The following is a 20,957-nucleotide window of genomic DNA, read 5'->3' on the forward strand; positions in this document are numbered from 1 at the left end:
TCTCACATGTGAAAATTAGGTAATCTGGCACAATACGTTCAATAACGTATTTGGAGAACAGACAGCGAAGGTACCTGCTTCAATGCCATTTACGTATCTGCTAAAGCGAACAGAAAGAAGGGGTAAACGTATGGATCCGATTATGCTATCGCGTATCCAGTATGCACTTACAACGATTTTTCACTTTTTCTTTGTACCGCTGTCCATCGGCCTTGTGCTGCTGGTTGCGATCATGGAGACGTTGTATGTTGCGAAGGGAAAAGAAATCTACAAAACAATGGCCAAGTTCTGGGGCAAGCTGTTCCTGATCAACTTTGCCGTCGGAGTAGTAACAGGTATTTTGCAAGAATTTCAGTTTGGCATGAACTGGTCGGAGTATTCCCGGTTTGTCGGTGACGTCTTCGGTGCGCCGCTGGCAATCGAAGCCCTGCTGGCATTTTTTATGGAATCGACATTTATCGGTCTATGGATCTTCGGCTGGGACCGTTTGTCCAAAAAAGTGCATCTGGCTTGTATTTGGCTTGTCTTTATCGGCACTTTCCTGTCCGCGCTTTGGATTTTGGCGGCCAATTCCTTTATGCAGCATCCGGTCGGATTCGCCATGAATAATGGCCGGGCAGAGATGAATGATTTCTTTGCACTGATTACAAATGGGCAGCTCCTCGTTGAATTTCCGCATACGATTTTTGGTGCGTTGATGACAGGTGCTTTTGTAGTAACGGGTATCAGTGCCTATAAGCTCATGAAAAAGAAGGACGTCGAAGTATTCCGCAGATCCTTCAACATCGCAGTTATTGTCGGTCTTGTATCCTCGCTAGGTGTAGCTTTTTCAGGACACTTCCAGGCTCAATATCTGGTGGAAACACAGCCGATGAAAATGGCTGCAAGTGAAGGGACATGGACGACAACAGAAGATCCGGCACCTTGGACGGTCATTGCCTCCATTGATCCGGAGAAGCAGGAGAACTCCGGCGAGATCAAAATCCCCGGACTGCTCAGTTACCTGTCTTACAGTAAATTCTCAGGCAGCGTCAAAGGGATGAAAGAGCTGAATGCGGAGTACCAGCAGACGTACGGCCCTGGAGACTATATTCCGCCTGTACGAACTACGTTCTGGAGCTTCCGTGTCATGATCGCTGCGGGTGGTTTGATGATTCTGCTGGCGATGTATGGTACATATCTGGCTTGGCGCAAGAAGCTCGAAGCGGCCAAACCTTGGTTTATGCGTCTGATGGTTTTTGCGATCTCCCTGCCTTTTATTGCGAATACAGCAGGCTGGATTATGACCGAGGTTGGCAGACAGCCGTGGACCGTATTCGGTTACATGACGACTGAAGCAGGTGTATCACCTAATGTATCAGCAGGTATGATTTTGTTCTCTACGATAGCCTTTACTGCGGCTTACACGGTTTTGGGTATCGTGATGGTGTATTTGTTTGTACGTAAAATCAAAGCAGGACCATACGCTGTTGACAAGTCGGAAGAAGAGGATGAGTCGGCTGATCCGTTTGGCATGGATGGGGGGTATTCCGTTGTTACTAAATGAACTGTGGTTTGTACTGATTGCCGTATTGTTCATCGGTTTTTTCTTTCTTGAAGGTTTCGACTTTGGTGTAGGCATGTCTACAGGTCTGATTGCCAAAACGGATCGTGAGCGTCGTACATTGATTAACTCGATTGGTCCGTTCTGGGATGGAAACGAAGTCTGGCTGCTGACCGCGGGCGGTGCCATGTTTGCGGCTTTCCCGCATTGGTACGCAACGCTGTTCAGCGGATTCTACCTGCCGCTTGTCGTTGTACTGCTGTTATTGATCGGACGGGGAGTTGCCTTTGAGTTCCGCAGTAAAATGAAACAGCAGCGCTGGCGCAAAACATGGGACGTCATCATTCTGGTGGCCAGTGCACTGCTGCCATTCCTGTTTGGGGTTGTTTTTGCCACACTGATGAAAGGTCTGCCTATTGATGATCAGATGCAGATGCATGCCGGTTTCCTGGATATTGTGAATCCATACACCGTTGTAGGCGGCTTGAGTGTAACCCTGCTGTGTCTTGTACATGGGCTGTTATTTGCTTCTCTGCGTACCGTAGGTGAATTGAGGGAACGTGCACTTCAGATGGCCCAAAAATTAATGGTGCCGCTTGCTGTAGTTCTGGTCTTGTATGCTGTATTGACCTATCTGATGACAGATGTATTCGCTGTTCGCGGCTGGGCGCTCTGGATTATGGCGGCGCTTGGTGCAGCTGCATTTGCCCTTGCAGCGTATTTCATTCGTCAGAAGCGTGAAGGCTGGGCTTTTGGGATGACAGGGGCCGTCATTGCGATCGCTTTTGCATCCGTATTTATCGGGTTGTTCCCAAGAGTCATGGTAAGTTCACTCGGTTCAACATTTGACTTGACGGTATATAACGCGTCATCGGGCCCGTATTCCCTAAAAGTGATGACCATTGTTGCCTGCACGCTGCTGCCATTTGTGCTTGGCTATCAGATTTGGAGTTATTATATTTTCCGCAAACGTCTGAACGAACAGCATCACCTGGAGTACTGACATGGGACGCGGGCTGATGAAGCTGCCGGGCATCCGCCCGGTACTCGTACTGGCATCTGCGCTGGTGCTGCTGCAGGCGATGACGATTATTATGCAGGCCAAATGGCTCGCGCAGGCTGTTACTGCACTTTTTGAAGGTGCTGCCGTCGCGTCACAAGCTGCAGTACTGCTGCTGTTCCTGGCTGCTTTTGCCGCCCGCTACGCCCTGTCATTCTGCCTGCAGCTTGTTACCACGACGTATGCGGAGAAAACGGGAACCGATCTGCGGAGACAGATGACGGAACAGTGGTTTCGACTTGGGCCGCGTTACGCCAAGACAGAAGGTACAGGACATCTGGTAACGCTGGCACGTGAAGGCATTTCCCAGTATAAAACGTATCTCGAACTGTTTATTCCACGTATGCTCGGTATGGGATTTACGCCTGTTGTCATTTTGTTCTATGTGTTCAAACTGGATACAATGTCCGGTGTCATATTAATGCTGACACTGCCTATTCTGATTGTGTTCATGATTCTGATTGGTCTGGCAACCCAGCGAAAAATAGACGGACAATTCAAATCTTACAAAGCGCTGGCAAATCATTTTGTGGATACACTGCGCGGGCTGGAAACGTTGAAAACGCTGGGGCAGAGCAAATCACACGAAGGCTCGATTATGCGCGTGAGCCAGCGATATCGAAAAGCAACGATGTCGACGCTCCGCATGGCCTTTTTATCCTCCTTTGCTCTTGATTTCTTCACCATGCTGTCTGTTGCTTCGGTTGCAGTAGGACTTGGACTCCGGCTGACAGAAGGGCACATGCTGCTTGGTCCTGCCCTGACAGTACTTATTCTGGCACCGGAATATTTTCTGCCAGTACGGATGTTGGGCGCAGATTACCATGCGACTCTGGACGGCAAAGAAGCCGGGGAAGCCATTAATAAAGTCATTGAACGAGGCAAAGCTGCAGAGCAGCGTCAGAACGAAGTGTATGCAGGCATGATGGACCGGGCAGAAGGGCTGCATGGATGTAAGAGTGGAAATGAAGGAGACGTAGGTGAGGATGAGTCTGCACAAACCCCACCCGAGATACAGAACGCTCTAGATACCCGGAAGCTTTCTCCACTCCATACCTCTGTTTCCGCTTCACAGCTTCGAGTGGTGTTTAATCGGGATCTACATGCAGCGCAGCGGGCGAAAGCCTCATTTCCCACTTCGGCAGCAGCCGTGCATGCTGAATCCTTGGCCCTCGGCTCTGCCAATTCCTCGGTTTTACCGTTTATGTGGGGGGAGTGCAGTCGATTAGCGTTAACTGATATTCAGGTCCAGCATGAGGCGGAGGGGCCTTATTCTCTTCGGGATGTGACGTTCCAGCTGACCGGTCTTGGTAAGATTGGAATTATTGGTGCCAGTGGAGCTGGAAAATCAACGCTGATCGATATACTGGCGGGGTTCCAAACCCCGACGGCCGGACAAGTGCTGGTCAATGGACAGCATCTGAATCCGGATCTGCTTGAGTCTTGGCGTAGTCAGACGGCGGCAATCCCGCAGCATCCGTATATTTTCAGCGGTTCGATTGCGGATAACATTCGTTTCTATATGCCTGATACATCCGATGCCGTAGTGGCACAAGCTGCACAGGCTGCGGGGTTAACGAAGCTGCTTTCGTCTTTACCAAATGGACTGCATGAACAGATTGGTGCAGGAGGAAGACAGCTCAGCGGGGGGCAGGAACAGCGTGTGGCGCTGGCAAGAGCTCTGCTCAGTGAACGCCGCATTCTGCTGCTCGATGAACCTACAGCGCATCTGGACGTAGAGACTGAATATGAGTTGAAGCAGACGATGCTGCCGCTGTTCGAGGGCAGGCTTGTTTTTCTGGCCACGCATCGTCTGCACTGGATGCAGCATATGGACCGAATTATCGTTATGGAAGGCGGCACGGTGGCAGAGATCGGAACACATCAGGAGCTGCTTGCAAGACAAGGAGCATACTATCAAATGATTCAGGCGCAGATGGAGGCGATATGAGATGAGATCAGGACATCCTAGGGAGGAGACAGAACACAGCAAACATCTTAAAAACAGCTGGATTGCTCCATATGCAGCACAGTACCGCTGGCGGTTTATCGGTGCGATTGCGCTGGGTACGTGTGCGGCTCTCTGTGCGGTCATGCTTCTTTTTACCTCCGGATATCTGATCTCCAAGTCTGCGCTGCGTCCTGAGAACATTTTAATGGTGTACGTTCCGATTGTTGGCGTACGTGCCTTTGGTATCTTTCGCGCTGTATTTCGATATGCAGAGCGCCTGGCAGGACATGATGCTGTTCTGCGTGTGCTGGCAGATCAGCGGGTGAAGCTGTATCGTATTTTAGAGCCGCAGGCCCTGTTTTTGCGTTCGCGTATGCAGACCGGAGATGTACTTGGCGCGCTTGCCGATGATGTCGAACGTCTGCAGGATATCTATCTGCGCACCGTATTCCCGGCGGTTACTGCGCTTGTGATCTATGGCGCGGCCGTGCTGGCTTTTGGCAGTATTGATCCGATGTTTGCGATGTGGATGGCGCTGTACATGTTATTTATTGCTGCGGTCCTTCCGGCAATTTCTTTGAAATTAACCTGGGCATGGCGTATACAGCTCAAAAAAGAAAACAGCAGCTTGTATACCCGTCTGACCGACGGGGTGCTTGGGCTTGGGGACTGGATTGCCAGCGGCAGAGCGGCAGCTTTTGTGCAGTGGCAGGAAGAGGATGAGGAACAAGCAGACCGGATTCGCCGCAGATTAAGGCGCTGGAGCCGCTGGCGGGATTTCATCGCCCAATGTGTCATTGGGCTGATGGTTGTTTCGGTAACCATCTGGGCAGGACAAGCGGCATCTGCTGCCCAGCTGCCTGCGGTGATGATTGCGGCGTTTGTGCTGGTTCTGTTCCCGCTAACAGAATCACTGCTGCCTGTAAATGACGCACTCGGGCATGTGCCGGACTACCGTGAATCCTTGGATCGGCTGAACCGACTGGAAGGGCCGGAGGAGATGGCGAAATCCAACTCCAAGGAAACAGCATCCTCACTGACAAACAGCATGGATAGAAGCAAGGGTGAGAACAAGGACGGGGACGACCATTGGGGAGGATTGAAGAAGTCTCAGAGAACTGCTCTTCATTCTGAACAGCGAGCTGATTCGGTTGGTGGACAGCGGAATGATGAGACAGCTGCAGCGCATGGACGGATTCGGCTGCGAATTCCGCCGAAGCTGCGTGCAGATATAGTAATCGAGCAGGTGAGCTATCGTTATGAAGCAGAGGGAGAGTATGCCATTCGGGATATCTCGCTGCATCTGCCTCAAGGTAAGCGCGTGGCCATCCTCGGGCGCAGCGGCGGTGGCAAATCCACGCTGTTGAAGCTCATACAGGGTGCGCTGTCTCCTTCATCCGGTAAGGTGCTGATTAATGAGCTGCCGGTGGAAATGCTTGGCGAGAGTGTAACTGAAGTGGTTGCGGTGCTTAATCAGAGCCCGCATCTCTTCGATACCACGGTTGCGGGGAATCTGCGCATTGGCCGTCCAGATGCGACGGATGAGGAGATTCAGCAGGCAGCTGCGCAGGTCGGTCTCGCTGATCTGATCGAATCTTTACCGCAGGGGTATCATACCCCGATGCTGGAGACGGGATTGCGCTTCTCTGGCGGAGAACGTCAACGGATTGCACTAGCACGTGTGCTGCTGCGGAAGACCCCTGTTGTCATTTTTGACGAGCCGACGGTAGGGCTTGATCCCGTAACAGAACGCGCACTGATGCGCACCATGCTGGACAGCCTGCAGGGCAAAACATTGATCTGGGTCACCCATCACCTGATTGGTGCGGAGAAGATGGACGAAATTGTGTTTGTGGAAAACGGAAACATCGTCATGCAGGGTTCTCACGAACAGCTGCTGGCTCGGGAAGAGCGATACCGTAGGCTCCTTGAACTGGATCGGCCCGGATGGCTGGATCGGCAGCGAAATGCACCGCTGCCGCCCGCCGCTTCGAAATAGTCGGCGGCTCCGAAGGGGCCTGCCTATCCGTAAGGCGACCCGGTGCGCTTATTAGAGCTGACAAAAAAATCCCGAAGTTAACCGCTAATCATATATGATTTATGGGCAAAAAGACGAAGCAGTCCTGCTTCGTCTTTTTGGTATTCGCGGCAGCTTTTCGCAGCTCGCTAAAACTCTCTATCTGCCCATGCAGCGCTCATCAAGTGGTGACGGTCATGCACTTCTCACCCATATACCGAAAATTATGCACTACCTGTCTAAGTACTGACTAGTGTCAATGGACAGGGTACTTGCTTTCGTTAGGAGTATGAAGGATAGACAAATACAGTCTATCGACCTGTATGGTCGGCTGAGCATCGTTACCTTGAATAAATCTGGGCTAACGATCTCAGATGACGCTATTTGGTGCATTTTAGCCCTTTTCAAAACCTAACGATTCTGAGAAACGTTATTTTGCACGTTTTAATCCGAAAAAGACCTTAAATCAGCCTTTTTGGTTCAAATAACGTTCCTGGTAATCGTTAGAATATTTAATAAGCCGGAATCCGCTAAATAAGGCTTCCGGGAATCGTTAGACTACCTAGAGAGCGTTAGACTGCCTGGAGAGCATTTGATTACTGGTAATCGTTAGCTGTGAGGAAGAGGAAGGAGACGGGGCAGTTGGCGCCAATCCGCCCTTCCCTTCCCCGCTTACTAACTCATCCTCTTCTTCCTCCGTAGAACTGCCTCACTTACTGATACGCCAGCAAAGTGCCGCAGGATCGGCGCAGCACCAGCTCCGGCTCTACTTTGATACAGCGGTTGTCCATCTGTTTATTCATCAGGTCAAACAAAATCATGGCAGCAAGACGCCCGATTTTGTCGGTGTCCTGCTTCACAGTGGTCAGCGGCGGGTCGCTGTAGCGGCAGGCTTCGATGTCGTCGCATCCTGCAACAGCGATATCCTCCGGAACACGCAGTCCAGCCTCTTTAAAGGCACGTACTGCTCCAAATGCAAGCAAATCCGTAGCAGCGAATACAGCACGCGGCAGAACATCTGCTGTCAGCAGCTGTTTGGCTGCTTCGTACCCGTCAGCAGCAGCATAATCTTTACTGTATACCATCCATTCAGGTCTCTCTTCGAGACTAAACTGCTTTAGTGATTGCTGGAAAGCCTTCTCCCGCTGCTGCATTACGAGAGAGGCACGCTGGAGCCCGATAAACCCGAGTTCCCGATATCCGTTCATGTAAAACTGTTCTACCACTTTGGTCGAAATTTTTTCGTTATCAGACATAATGTAACAGGAGTTCTGTCCTGTCAGCTCGATATCTATCCCTATGCACGGGATGGGACTGGAATCAAGATCGGATACACTGCTCTCCACCTCATCACCCGCGATAATAATACAGCCATCTACTTGAAAATATTTGGACCGTGCCAGGTAATCTTCCCCCTGATCAAGGAACTTCTCGTTGGAAAAGAAGAGCAGATCATAGCCTAACAGGCCAATCTGTTTTTTGAAGGCATTAATGACCTCTACAAAGAAAGGGTGGCTGAAATCTACATTCAGTTTTCCCGCAAATACAACACCAACCAGATTGGATTTTTTGGTCGCGAGCGTTTTGGCTGAAGAGGAAGGGCGATAACCAGTCTCCTCCATAATTTTAAGCACGCGTTGGCGTGTCTCTTCACCGATGTCAGGGTAGTTGTTAATGATTTTGGACACCGTTGCAACAGACACGCCGGCTAAACGAGCTATCGTTTTGATATTCATATATATACATCCCTCAAGTTCTAAACTAGTTTCGTAGATTTCGGCTCTGTCTTTTTTACGCTTTCCTGCCAACATTCTATGTCACAACTACCAGAGAGTCAATAACGGAAGGGGGGATAATCAAGGTGATTATGATATGTATAGATATATTTCAATCTTTTAATCTGCAATACTACGAAAATGATAAGCTATTTTAGTGAAATTACACCATTTTTACGAGAATTTCAAGTGTGGTTTGATAGGGAAATAGAATAAGCAAACATGGAAAATTACAGCTGCTGGTTATTTGGTTTCGTAAATTGCACTTGAATTCTTCTTCAGTATACCTTCAAATTTCCTTTTGTGATGCGGTTTTCGCCTAATAAATTGTAAAAATTCAAATAAACTATTTACAAATTTATCAGGTGAAGTCATAATGAGGGTGTGATTAACGAAACTGATTTCGTAAATTGACAAATCAATCTGGAATGGTTGGGGGAAAGCGATATGAAGAGAAAGATTTTATCTATTACACTTGTAACCGCTTTACTGTTTGTGCTTGCAGCCTGCGGCAGTGCTTCCAAAGACTCGGATGGGAAAGCATCTACAGATGGAAGCAAAAAAGTGACGTTGAAGATCATTCATTGGCAGCAGGAGAATATCAACAACTACATCAAAGAATTCAATACAAAATTTGAAGCAAAGTACCCGGATGTGAAGGTTGAGTACACGACAGTTCCAGCGGATGCAACTTACGATCAATTGATGCAGACGCGCATGAATGCGGGTACTACAGGCGATGTAGATATCATCCCGCTCAAGTCCAGCTTTGTTGGTGCTCCTCAGGACTGGTCTAAGGGCGCGGCTGATCCGATGTGGAAGCAGTGGATTGATGCAGGGCTGATCAGTGATCTGTCAGGCCAGGCCTTTATCAAAAATTATAATGAAGTTGATGTGCAGAACGCGATGACGTACAACGACAAAGTGTACGGTGTCAATATGGGTAAAGTGGCATTTACGGGCCTGTTCTATAATAAAGACCTTTTCGCCAAATATAATCTGCAGGTACCTGCAACGTGGGATGAACTGCAGAATGTGATCAAAGTATTTAAAGACAACGGCGTAGAAGCACTCGGCTTTGCAGGTAAAGATGTTTGGCCGATCGGCCTTGCGGTGCAGGGACTTCAAGCCTCGATTCATGACGACCAGCTGAGCTACATCAAAGGTCTGTGGACAGGACAAACCAAGCTGACTGATCCGGTACAGATTGAAGTACTGCAGAAAGCTCAAACGCTGATGAACAGTGCAATGCCTGGTTTCATGGGAATTGATTATGGAACACTGCCAAGTCTGTTTGCCACAGGTAAGGTGGCGATGATTGCTGACGGTACGTGGGATGCAACGACGATTCAAGCGGCTAACCCTGAACTGAAATTTGGTTATTTCCCGATTCCGGGCAGCAATGATGCGGCAAAGAACAAGGATTTAGCTGGTAAATACGATATGACCTGGATGGTTGTAGATAAGTCACCGAACAAGGATTATGCAATGAAATGGCTTGAAATGCTGTCAGAGAAAGATAACTACACGGATTTTGTCAATGCAGCCGGATTCCTTCCGACACAGCCTGATGTCGAGATCAAGAGCGAATTCATCAAGGACATTCAGCCATATCTCGAGAACTTTAAGCTTTCATGGGATCAGCTGTTCATTAACCGTCAGAACGTAGGACAGTACATTGCAGAGTCCAGCGTTCATGCTGAGATGCTCAAACCAGCCGGACCAATTGCAGCACCGGAGGAACTTGCGAGCAAATCACAAGCAGACTGGGATGCAGCTGCTCCGAAATAACAAGGAAGTCCTGCTTCTTGATGCAGCTGTAACATGAACCGGAATAGCGCTTGGGGTCGGAGCCTTCAGGCCAGCCCATATCAAGTAAAGCTGTTATTCCGGTTTTTTGTTTTACCCGATGAAAGGTGTGAGGACGATGTATCCGTTTGGAAAAGGGAAGGCACGGCTGATTCCTTATCTGTATTTGAGCATACCGCTGCTGCTTTATGTCGTGTTTGGCTTTGGCCCATCACTCGTGACTGTGTTGTTTTCGTTCACAGATGCAACAGGTGTGCGTGGACAGGAATGGAGCTTTGTTGGCTTCGAAAATTATAAAACTTTTTTTGGCGCATCCAATGCGGGGGATCGATTGGATGCAATTGGCCGATCTTTATATTTTGCGTTTGCTGTGGTCATCATCCAGAACGCAGTCGGCCTGTTCATGGCCATTCTGATTAACAAAAAGCTTCGCGGCGACAAGCTGTACCGTGCGGTATTCTTTTTGCCTGTTGTACTTGGTGTAACAGTCTCTGGACTGATCTGGCAGCTCGTAGCCAATCCGCTCGGCGGGCCGGCACAGTCCATTCTGAATTTCTTCGGCACCAGTTCCAACTTTTTCGGAGATTACAATATTGCCTTTGAGTTAATTATTTTCGTGCAGATCTGGATGTATATGGGGTACTCCATGACCATCTTCCTGGCAGGACTGCAGACCATTCCGAATGATTTGTACGAAGCGGGATATATGGATGGTGCATCGGGCTGGAAAGCTTTTACGAACATTACGTTCCCGATGATCGCTCCTTCTTTTACCGTGAACATGCTGCTGTCCATCATTGGCGCACTGCAGACCTTTGACATTATTTACGTCCTCACTGGCGGTAAATTTAATACAACAACACTGGCGTTTGATGTTTATGCAACAGCGTTTGGCACGGGTACAGCGGATTATGGTCTGGCTTCTGCGGTAGCGATGATTCAATTCCTGTTTGTATTTACGATTTCCATGGTTGCCTTGTTCTATCTTCGCAAAAGAGAGGTGGAGGTATAATGAAGCAGAGCAGAACGTCAAGAACGATCAGCTATATCATAGTGATGCTGATGCTTGCCCTGTACGTCTTCCCTCTGTTCTACCTGTTTAATGTGTCGATGAAAACACAGACGGAGTATTTGCTGAATCCCGTCGCGCTCACGGAAGGCATAAGGCTGGAGAACTTTGCCGAAGCATGGACGAAGGGCAGCTTCTCGCAGTACATGTGGAACAGTGTGCTTTATACCGGGATGTCTACACTGCTGACCTTGATTTTGTCCATATTTGCAGCTTTCCCGCTTGCTCGCAGGTACGTAAAATTCAGCACGCTGATCTATATTTTCTTTTTGATCTCGATGTATTTGCCGAATCCTCTGATTCCGCAGTTCTCTTTAATTAATCAACTGGGTCTGTATAATACCCAAACGGGTTACATTTTGCTGAAAACGACGGGCACGGGCATTGCGTTTCTGATGTTTGTCGGTTATATCAAGTCGGTATCCCGTGAACTGGATGAGGCGGCTGCCATGGATGGGTGCGGGTACACCCGGTATTTGTTTACCATCCTTGTTCCTTTGATGAAGCCGATCCTGGCAACAGGCATTATTCTCACAGCCATCGGGGTATGGAATGATATCATCGGTCCGACGATTTACTTATCTGATCCGAATTATCAGCCGGTGACCAAAGGGTTGTTTACCTTCTATGGGCAGTACATGAATAACTGGCCGCTGCTGGCCTGCGGTATTCTGATTGTGACGCTGCCGCTGGTTGTGCTGTACGTTGCACTGCAGCGTTTCATTGTCGGCGGAGCAATGGCAGGTGCCGTTAAATCCTAAGGTTTTGCACTTGGGAAAACGACCGACTCTGATTCGAGAGATATCCAACAATAAAGCCACCCTCATTAGAAGACATGAAGGTGGCTTTATTGCGTTTCTATTGCAGTAATCCGCGTACGTTCTGGTAAGTGATGCTTGATGAAGCTTGTTTTTCTACATATCCACTAACAACAAAATAATAGAGGAGAGACACAGACAGGTGCTGACCAGATAGAGCACGCCGACCACTTGTTTATGGTTTAAGCCTGCACGCAGAAGGCGATAATGAGCCTGACTTGCATCAGCCTGATAGATTGCTTTTCCCTGCAGGAAACGTTTGATCACGACAAAAATATTGTCGAAAATCGGTACGCCCAGCGCCAGAATCGGAATGAAAATGGACAGCATCGTTGCTTGTTTGAATGCACCGTCGAGTGCAATTACTGCCAGAATGAAACCAAGGAACGTAGCGCCTGCATCGCCCATAAATACTTTCGCCGGAGCCTTGTTGTATTTCAGATAACCGAGCGTGACCCCCACCAGTGTGATGGACATGAGCGCAGAATCGCTCTGGCCCTTCGTGATGGCTACGATAAACAAGGTAATCGCCGAGATTGCAGATAAACCGCCAGCCAGTCCATCCATGCCGTCCGAGAAGTTAATCACGGTGGTTACGCCGAAAATCCAGAGGATCGTCAGAATGAACTGCAGCCAGATGGGCAGCATTACGTATTCTGCATTAAACGGATTTACAAAGCCGGTAAATGCAATGCCGGACGCAAAAACGAGCACCGCAGCCGAGACCTGAATGATCATTTTAGGCAGGGCGGGGAAATCTTTACCTTTGGTTTTGTACCAGTCATCAATCGTACCAATCGTCAGGAGCAGCATACCACCAGCAATTAGCGCAGCTGTTTCCCAAGTCAATTCTTTTGTCAGGGCAATGTATGTCAGGAAAAATCCAGTAAATATCGCGTAGCTCGCCGTCAGTGGAATCGGCTGTCTGTGCAGCTTACGCTCCACATCTTCGCGAGGCTTGTCCACAAAATCCAGCCGGTGTGCCAGTCGGCCCAGCGGCGGAATCAGCAGAACCACGACAGCAAAAGACAATATGAAAGCCAGTATGTAGATCATAAACTCGCTTGGTTCACTCCCATCATCCCATTTCCTCTTATTATACGAGTTTTACCCGAAATCTGTCGATGTCATTATTGTAACCTGGTGCACCGATCGTGATGCGTCAGACAACGTCTATTTACTCGTTTGAGGTAGGTAAGGGCTGAAATAATCAATCGCGTTCTCAGCATGATAGCCATCATCGCCCTGCCATGCTGCTGCAAAGACAAAGTCACCGGAACCGCCCTTGCGTTTCCTAGGCGTATCCCTTTCAACCAGTATGCCGGCTGCTGCCCAAATTTCCAATAGAGCATCTCGTTCCTGTTTACTGGAAGGCAGGCATTCTTTCCACCTTTTCTCCAGAGAGCGTGCGCTGTCATTCGGGTCTCCCGTCTGTGCGGATTCCAGCAGTTTGGCTAGGATCATTTGATCTTCCGCAGTTACTTCATATGGGCTAATATTACTGGCATCAGTGCTGCTGTTATCATTTTCATCCTGAAGCAGTAATTCCAGGTCCATCAGGCAGTAAAGCAGCCAGTTATGGCGGACGCCGCCCCACTTCATCCGTTCAAAATTCAATACATTCATATCGGCATGAACATAGTGCTCATCCGATTGTAAACGAAGGAAATTACAGTCCCCGCAGGCGCTTGTATTGGCATGCAGAGCTGGGCGTTCACCATAGGTATGCAGAGGCAATTTTCGTGTCAAAGCCCAGCTGGATAATGCGCTGCGCAGATAAACTTTTTTGGTAGATAGACTGTGTAGAAAGGCGGTAATGACTCGTTCTTTAAGTGCAGGGTTCTGATGCATCCTGTGCAGGCGCTGTACGACCTCGTCATGCGTAATGGTGAGTGGGTCAAACATGACTCCCTTACTTTTGGCGTATTCAAAATCATCACCCGAAAAAGGAGCATGGGGTGATTTCCAGCCGCCCCCTCCCCAGAATGTGTTTAATAGAATTTTGACTGCTTTTTTATCCATTAATCCGAGCCTCCTGTCTTATCTGATTCTGATTATTCATCGAGCAGCAATGCCGTGGAGTGGATGCAGCTGTTCTGGAAAGTTTTAGTAAGTTAGTAACGCAGCGGATGCCTTAAACGGTTGTGTCCAGAATCATCGCGACAAGGCCGGGAAAGCGTGCGTTCAGATCATCCTTTCGAAGTGAATAAAAGTGGTGTTTGCCTTCAATGCGCGGCTGGATTATACCGGCTTCGCGCAGCAATTTGATATGGTGGGACAACGTCGATTTGGAGATGTGGTCTACTTCGAAAGCCGAGCAGTTCTTTTCGCCCGAGCTGGCCAGACAATGTGCAATTTTCATGCGTATCGGGTCACCAAGTGCATTGCAGACCCTAGTCAGGTTCATCTCCGAAGCTGTGGGTATCGGTAAAGTTCTCATAATATAGACGTTAGCATATTCAACATCTCCTTTCAATGTTTGAAATATTTCGAAATGTATCTTGCAGTGCAGCGTGGAAGTGTGATAAAGTTCTTTTTGCATTAAATTGTTCGAAATAATTCGAATTGATAGAAACTCAATGCATAATATATATATTTTGAGACAGCACGAGAACTATAGGAGGTCATGAGATGACGAATACAGCAGCAGGAATTCACAACAGTAATAATAGTAATAACCAAGGTACAGAGTTGAGTCATCCAGACGTTCATTCAAATGGCAGCAGTGATGCCAATGGATTAAACACCAGCAGCACCAGTGCTGTAAATACGGCAGCAAGCATCACGATGTTAAATAACTATTTCCGTTTATTTGATGCTTCACGTACAGACAAGCGGGCTATGCAGGACTTGTTATCCTTGTTTACCCCGGATGCCGAGATTGTGTTAAATGGTACCAGTCATACTGGGTTTGAGGGCTTTATGAAGGCCTTTTATGATTACAACCAAGATATTAAACATATGTGGGATGCGTGGGTGCTTCAGCCAGATGGCAGTTACCAGACGAACTGGGCAGTGTGTGGACAAGCGGCAGATGGCACGGTGTATGCAAAGTCAGGCATAGATATTGCACGTGTGAATGAAGCGGGGCAGATCGTGTATCTGGAGAACGTGCAGACGGACGAGAATGCATTCAGCAAATATAATTCATAAGACTGAACCAATTAGCAGGACTGACTGAACAACTTCGTAAGACTTGCAAATTAACATGAATTAACGAATTCATAAGAGCAATCTTGCATGAGCAATATAATGGAGTGATGATTTGTCGCTCATCCCCGTTGTGTTACAAACTCCACAGCTTTAGGCTGTGGGGTTTATTTGTATCTTTGGAGAGAACGGACTGCGTATAACGGACATATTTTCTGAAAAAAAATGGAATGAAATAGGCTCTTCCCATCTCTAGGTTTGGGAAGAGCCTTCATTGAGGAGTGACATATGCATGCTGCGCTAACCAATGCTGCTTCATTTCATATTCCAGTGCAGCTGACCTTTACATGGTGGGAGGTTTCGAAGGGTTGGGGCGGCGCCTAACTTCTCAATCTTCTCGTTCCTGCATCAATCGGCTCTGGAATGCAGCAATATCGGCGTATTCTTCTTCAAATTTACGTGAGATGCGGATGAAAATAGGCAGCAGTTCGCGATACACGCGCACACTGTCCGGCTGCGGCTGATGGCGGTGTGTTGATCCAATCATGCCAGAGACGGCATGAAGGGAATCGATACGGCCAGTGGCATACAGGCCGAGCACGGCAGCGCCAAGACAGGAGCTTTCGATGCTTTCGGGGATGATCACATCCTGATCAAAGATGTCAGCCATCATCTGCCGCCACAGTTCGGAGCGGGCGAAGCCGCCGGTAGCTTGGATTTTTTTCGGACGGCCAATCTTCTCTTCAATCGCGAGCATCACTGTATACAGATTAAACAGTACACCTTCCAGTGCAGCGCGAATCATATGTTCCTTCTTATGATGCAGCGTCAGTCCAAAGAATGAGCCCCGTGCATTCGGGTTCCATAGCGGGGCACGCTCTCCTGTCATATACGGGTGAAACAGCAGTCCCTCCGAACCCGGCGGTACATTTTCGGCGACACGTGTGAGGACTTCATAGGGGTCAATGCCAAGACGTTTGGCCGTCTCCACCTCAGAGGCAGCAAACTCATCGCGAATCCAGCGAAAGATCACTCCGCCATTGTTCACCGGGCCGCCGATTACCCATTGGTCTTCGGTAAGCGCATAGCAGAAGAAACGCCCTTTGGGATCAGTCACCGGTTTATCTACGACCGTACGGATGGCGCCGCTGGTGCCGATGGTCACGGCAACGATCCCTGGATCAATGGCGTTCACGCCCAGATTAGAGAGCACGCCATCACTTGCACCAATGACAAACGGAGTTGACTCGGCAATGCCCATCGCTTTGGCATACTCGGGGTGGAGTCCCTCTTTTAAGACATGAGTCGTCGGCACAAGGGTGGACAGATGTTCTGGCGTAATGCCTGCGGCATGCAGTGCCTCTGCATCCCAGTCGAGCTTTTCCAGATTCATAAGCCCGGTAGCCGAAGCCATGGAATGGTCAATAACGAACGTAGAGAACAGCTTGTAGAATACATACTCCTTCATGGAGATGAATTTATGTGTTTGCCGAAACATGTCCGGCTCTTCCCGGGTGAGCCACATGATTTTGGTTAAGGGAGACATCGGATGAATCGGTGTGCCGGTTCGCAGGTAGATTTCATGTCCGTTCATCTCTGATTTGAGCGCTTCCGTCCATTCGGCGCTGCGATTATCTGCCCATGTCATCGCTCGCATCAGCGGTGTGCCATGAGCGTCTACAGGCAGGATGCTGTGCATCGCGGAACTGAATGAGACAAATAGGATGTCGTCCGGCTTCACCCCGGCTTTGGAAGTGGCCTGCTGTACAGATGCGATGACTGCCTGAAAAATATCCTCCGCATCCTGCTCTGCAATCGCAGGCGTTGGGGTATAGAGCGGATAGTCTGCACTGCCTTGCGCCACGATACTGCCGTCCTGCTTGAACAGTACAGCCTTGGTGGAGGTTGTACCGATATCTACACCGATCATATAAGGTGAAGCTGCCATGGTGATCATCCCTCTTTCTTGAAAATAAACCTTACGAAAGCTAATAGATGTGAACAGTGGAAGACAAAGGGTGCAGAAGATTTCCCCGGAAAGGCGTGCTGGAACCTGTTCTGAATCGCAGTGCGGGGTTCGGCTTCCTTACTTCGTTCTGTCTCCTTCGTGCACATTATGCTGCTCATTCAGGTTTATTTAACGTCTGGTTTTTCGTCTATAGATTAGAATATCAGACTTAAGGGATGGATCAAAATGAGAGCAGGTTAACAAGGCCAAGCAGCGCTCTGCTATCCTTAGTCCTTGACCGCACCTGCAGCAATGTCCGAGATAAATTGGCGGCTGATAAACAGGAACATGATGATCAGTGGAAGGACGGCGAGCAGTGTGCCTGCAATGACCATCGCATAGTCCGTATTATACAGTCCGTTTAATTGAGACAGCGCGATTTGGAGTGTGTATTTGCGTGCGTCCGTCAGTACGATTAAAGGCCACAGATAGTCGTTCCAGACTCCGATAAAAGTGAATGCACCAAGGAAAGCGAACGCAGGCCGCAGAATGGGCAGTGCTACGTTCCAATATAAGCGAAAGAAATTACAGCCGTCGATGCGCCCCGCATCCAGCAGATCGTTCGGAATGGATTCCGTCGCGTACTGCCTAATCCAGAAGATGCCGAAGGCGTTGACCATGCCCGGAATAATGAGGGCTTTGAAGGAACCCACCCAGCCGAACGCGGCCATCAGTACGAAGGAAGGGACCAGCGACAGCTGGGAAGGCACCATCATGGTGGCGAGCAGCAGGACGAAGAGCCATTTTTTACCGGGAAACTCAAACTTCGCAAACGCAAAACCTGCCAGTGAATCAAAGAACAACACGAGAATGGTCACTACACCTGACACAAAAAGAGTATTTAGAAAAGCTCCCCAGAAATCAATCTGCTGCAGTACTCGCGTAATATTGTTCCACAGCTCACCGCCGAACCAGAGCTGGGGTGGAAACTTGTAGATATCGGACGTGGTTCGTGTAGACATAACAATCAGCCAATAGAACGGGAACATGGATATGAGCATGCCACCGATCAGGCCGGTATACAGCACCAGCGACTTGAGATGTTTGGACGCCATGAGCTCTCCCCCCTTGTCACATCAGGATGATTTGCCTTGAACAAGCTTCCAGTTCACGATGGAGAACAGCGCGATGATCAGGAACATGCCCCAGCCAACGGCAGCGCCGTATCCGAAATAATTGTTAATGAAGGACTCGCGGTACAGATACAGCACAATCGTCATACCTGCCGCTCCCGATCCACCATCATTCCCCACCAGTACCTGAGGTTCGGTGAACAGCTGCATGCCGCCAATCGTAGATGTAATCACTGTGAACAGAATGACTGGACGCAGCATCGGAATCGTAATGCGGAAGAAGGACTGGACAGCAGATGCACCATCGATTTTGGCTGCTTCGTACAGTGTCTGCGGGATGCTCTGAAGTCCAGCCAGATAGATAATGGCGTTATATCCCGTCCATCGCCACACAACCATGGAGGAAATGGCCACTTTGATGCCCCATGGTGCATTCAGCCATTCGACCACCGGAAGACCGATCGACTGCAGCAAATAGTTAAGGAAGCCGTAATTGTTTGCAAAAAGTGCACCGAAGATGATCGCTACGGCCACAATGGACGTAACGTTAGGCAGAAAGTAACCAACCCGGAACAGGGTGCGGAACTTGACGAAGGGAGCATGCAGCAGGAACGCAATAATGAGTGCAAAGAAGAGCATCGGAATCGTCGAATAGATCCAGATCATAAACGTGTTACCGACTGCCTGCCAGAATTCAGCATCTGTAAGCATGTATTTGAAATTGTTCAAACCGTTATAGGTCATGACACCGATGCCATCCCATTTGTGGAAGGCCAGATAGAGCGAGAAGGCGATCGGGAACAGTCCGAACACGGCAAACAGAATGTAAAAAGGCGAGATGGCAGCATAGAGTGCACGATGCTCCCATATGCGGGCCCAGAGCGATTTTTGCCGATCCAGATCGGGATGGAACGGTCCGGAATCAGGCGACATGCGAGTTTCGGTGACAGCCATATGAATCCCTCCTTTACGGATAACGAAGCCACATCAGACGATAGCCAGTGAAGCTGACCAATAGAAGTGATAACCGTTGGAATCAAATTCAAGCCTTAACGCTCGCAGCTTCCCGCTCGACGCGGTGTACCGTATCCGACCAGACCTGCTGCGGATCGGCATTCTGTTTGGCTATATCGTTCAGCCGCCGCGTGATGATGTTGTGGACCGAGGGATATCGTTCGCCAAAAAAAGCATCCGGCACATGCTGTGCCGATTCGGCAAATACCGTCCCTGTCGCCTGCCCGCCGAAGAAAGTTTCCTTCTCCTTCAGAGCGGGTTTATCAAACACACCTGGAGCTGACGGGAACAGGTTGAGTGTCTGGTACTGCTCCAGTTGGTTCTCGGGACTTTGCAGCCAGCGAATCAATTCGAAAGCTTCCTTCGGATGCTTGCTCGATTTCAGAATAGAGAGAAAGGAGCCGCCGTTATTGCCGTCTCCTCCGGGAGCGCGGGTAACACGCCATTGGCCTGAAGTGTCCGGTGCGGCCTCCTGAAGAACCTGCTTCATCCAGACTGCTCCGACGAAGGAGGCGATCTCCCCGTTATTCATTGCTGCATTCCAGGCGGGTGTCCAGCCGTCAGCGTTAGCGAGCAGCCCTTTTTGCTTAAAAGCAACCGCTGTATCCCAGCTTGTGCGTACAGCAGGAGAATCCATGCCGATAAATGACCCATCCGGGCGGAAGTATCGTTCTGATGCTTGGGACAACACTTGACTGTAAACGCTTCCAATATTGTCGGTCAGAAAGACCTTTCCATCGAATTTCTCCTTGATTTTCTCTCCGGCAGCAGCATAAGCATCCCAGTTATCGATCTGGCGTGCAACTTCTTCAGGTTCGGATGGCAGGCCAGCCTCTTTGAAGAGGTCTGCACGATAGAAAAGAGCTGTCGGACCCGTGTCCATCGGGAATCCGATCATCTGTCCGTTTGGCGTCACGCCCTGCTTCCATTTCCACGGCAGATACTGATCCTCGACCTCTCCTGCGCCCAGATCGTACAGGTTATAGAAGCGATCCTCGCTCGGGAACAATTCCATGATCCAATCGTTGAGCGCCACAATATCAGGTTCGCCTGAACGTGCAGCAAGGGTGGTTTTGAGCTTCGCTTTGAAATCACCGCCAATCTTCTGGGCAGTCAATTCAATATTCGGGAACTTCTCCTTGGCCCTGGCAATGAGTTTGTCATCGATCGATCGGTTCCAATACCAGAGTGTGAGCGCTACCTTTTTGCTGGATGCTGCATCATCCTGTCCCGGCCAGACGGAGCATCCGCTGATAAGCAGGACACAGGCCATGATCATGGCTGTCCAGCAGGTTCTTTTCCGGCGGATCATGTGCATAACCCCCTCATCATTAAGTTTGAGGCAAGAAGTATCAAGGACTGCGGGTGGGCTTCATGGACTACACCAATAGTGTATGAGCAGTTTCTAAACTCATACCCAATATTCCTCGAATGAAACACAAGGAATGTGTCCATTGCGTAACATAAATTTAGTAGTTACTTTAAAAATAAAAGTTACTTGACACAATATATTTTTTATTCTAAACTAACTTACATTAAGTAACTAATTATAGTGAGGATTATATAGATACGTAATATTTTGCCGTATATCTGTGTTAATGGTTGCTGTATTGCTTGAACAAGTGATCCAAAATCGAAGCGGATGCGAATGCATTATATTATGACAAGTG

Annotated in this window: 16 protein-coding genes; 8 read left to right on the forward strand and 8 right to left on the reverse strand. The window is 49.0% G+C overall.

Going from position 1 to position 20,957, the window contains the following annotated elements:
- The first annotated feature begins 130 nt into the window (after positions 1–130).
- From ABXS70_RS27915 to ABXS70_RS27930, 4 genes are read left to right on the forward strand one after another with little or no spacing between them, the layout of a single operon-like run.
- Positions 131–1,546 (forward strand): cytochrome ubiquinol oxidase subunit I, encoded by a 1,416-nt coding sequence (locus tag ABXS70_RS27915; protein WP_342553277.1) that lies wholly within the window; start codon positions 131–133, stop codon positions 1,544–1,546.
- A complete protein-coding gene (gene cydB / locus ABXS70_RS27920) occupies positions 1,518–2,546 on the forward strand; it encodes a cytochrome d ubiquinol oxidase subunit II (protein WP_366296797.1) in 1,029 nt (342 codons plus the stop codon). The genes ABXS70_RS27915 and cydB overlap by 29 nt, the downstream gene beginning before the upstream one ends.
- Position 2,547: 1 nt before the next feature.
- Positions 2,548–4,554 carry an ABC transporter ATP-binding protein/permease gene (locus ABXS70_RS27925; RefSeq protein WP_342553275.1) on the forward strand — a complete coding sequence of 669 codons (2,007 nt, stop codon included), beginning with the start codon at positions 2,548–2,550 and terminating at the stop codon, positions 4,552–4,554.
- A gap of 1 nt (position 4,555) precedes the next feature.
- Positions 4,556–6,553 carry an amino acid ABC transporter ATP-binding/permease protein gene (locus ABXS70_RS27930; protein ID WP_366292595.1) on the forward strand — a complete coding sequence of 666 codons (1,998 nt, stop codon included), beginning with the start codon at positions 4,556–4,558 and terminating at the stop codon, positions 6,551–6,553.
- A 731-nt stretch (positions 6,554–7,284) separates the two neighbouring features.
- Here the strand turns inward: ABXS70_RS27930 and ABXS70_RS27935 are convergent.
- Positions 7,285–8,307, reverse strand: coding sequence for a LacI family DNA-binding transcriptional regulator (locus tag ABXS70_RS27935; RefSeq protein WP_342553273.1), 1,023 nt, complete (start codon positions 8,305–8,307; stop codon positions 7,285–7,287).
- Between the two features lie 486 nt (positions 8,308–8,793).
- Between ABXS70_RS27935 and ABXS70_RS27940 the strand changes: the two genes are divergently transcribed.
- From ABXS70_RS27940 to ABXS70_RS27950, 3 genes are all read left to right on the forward strand, one after another.
- Positions 8,794–10,137 (forward strand): extracellular solute-binding protein, encoded by a 1,344-nt coding sequence (locus ABXS70_RS27940; RefSeq protein WP_342553272.1) that lies wholly within the window; start codon positions 8,794–8,796, stop codon positions 10,135–10,137.
- A gap of 136 nt (positions 10,138–10,273) precedes the next feature.
- Positions 10,274–11,167, forward strand: coding sequence for a sugar ABC transporter permease (locus tag ABXS70_RS27945; protein ID WP_342553271.1), 894 nt, complete (start codon positions 10,274–10,276; stop codon positions 11,165–11,167).
- Complete coding sequence (locus ABXS70_RS27950; RefSeq protein WP_342553270.1) at positions 11,167–11,985, forward strand: carbohydrate ABC transporter permease; 819 nt, start codon at positions 11,167–11,169, stop codon at positions 11,983–11,985. The genes ABXS70_RS27945 and ABXS70_RS27950 overlap by 1 nt, the downstream gene beginning before the upstream one ends.
- 153 nt (positions 11,986–12,138) lie before the next feature.
- Here ABXS70_RS27950 and ABXS70_RS27955 read toward each other — a convergent pair whose 3' ends face one another.
- The 3 genes from ABXS70_RS27955 to ABXS70_RS27965 all read right to left on the reverse strand — a co-directional run bounded on the left by ABXS70_RS27955 (position 12,139) and on the right by ABXS70_RS27965 (position 14,482).
- The gene (locus ABXS70_RS27955) at positions 12,139–13,098 is read right to left on the reverse strand and encodes an MraY family glycosyltransferase (protein WP_366292601.1); all 960 of its coding nucleotides are present in this window, start codon (positions 13,096–13,098) and stop codon (positions 12,139–12,141) included.
- A gap of 117 nt (positions 13,099–13,215) precedes the next feature.
- The gene (locus tag ABXS70_RS27960; protein ID WP_366292604.1) at positions 13,216–14,064 is read right to left on the reverse strand and encodes a hypothetical protein; all 849 of its coding nucleotides are present in this window, start codon (positions 14,062–14,064) and stop codon (positions 13,216–13,218) included.
- A gap of 112 nt (positions 14,065–14,176) precedes the next feature.
- Entirely contained in the window at positions 14,177–14,482 is a 306-nt protein-coding gene (locus ABXS70_RS27965) for a metalloregulator ArsR/SmtB family transcription factor (protein WP_342553267.1), read from the reverse strand.
- A gap of 191 nt (positions 14,483–14,673) precedes the next feature.
- On the opposite strand from ABXS70_RS27965, the gene ABXS70_RS27970 reads away from it, so the two are divergent.
- Positions 14,674–15,195, forward strand: a complete 522-nt coding sequence (locus ABXS70_RS27970) for a nuclear transport factor 2 family protein (protein WP_342553266.1) — start codon at positions 14,674–14,676, stop codon at positions 15,193–15,195.
- A gap of 385 nt (positions 15,196–15,580) precedes the next feature.
- Here ABXS70_RS27970 and gntK read toward each other — a convergent pair whose 3' ends face one another.
- From gntK to ABXS70_RS27990, 4 genes are all read right to left on the reverse strand, one after another.
- Positions 15,581–17,140: a gluconokinase gene (gntK, locus tag ABXS70_RS27975; protein ID WP_342553265.1), complete on the reverse strand. Its 1,560-nt coding sequence runs from the start codon at positions 17,138–17,140 to the stop codon at positions 15,581–15,583.
- Between the two features lie 287 nt (positions 17,141–17,427).
- Positions 17,428–18,255, reverse strand: a complete 828-nt coding sequence (locus ABXS70_RS27980) for a carbohydrate ABC transporter permease (RefSeq protein WP_366292608.1) — start codon at positions 18,253–18,255, stop codon at positions 17,428–17,430.
- A 21-nt stretch (positions 18,256–18,276) separates the two neighbouring features.
- A complete protein-coding gene (locus ABXS70_RS27985) occupies positions 18,277–19,206 on the reverse strand; it encodes a sugar ABC transporter permease (protein ID WP_342556469.1) in 930 nt (309 codons plus the stop codon).
- Between the two features lie 109 nt (positions 19,207–19,315).
- Positions 19,316–20,599 (reverse strand): extracellular solute-binding protein, encoded by a 1,284-nt coding sequence (locus ABXS70_RS27990; RefSeq protein ID WP_366292611.1) that lies wholly within the window; start codon positions 20,597–20,599, stop codon positions 19,316–19,318.
- Between the last annotated feature and the right edge of the window lie 358 nt (positions 20,600–20,957).

This window comes from Paenibacillus sp. AN1007, assembly GCF_040702995.1.
GTDB lineage: Bacteria > Bacillota > Bacilli > Paenibacillales > Paenibacillaceae > Paenibacillus.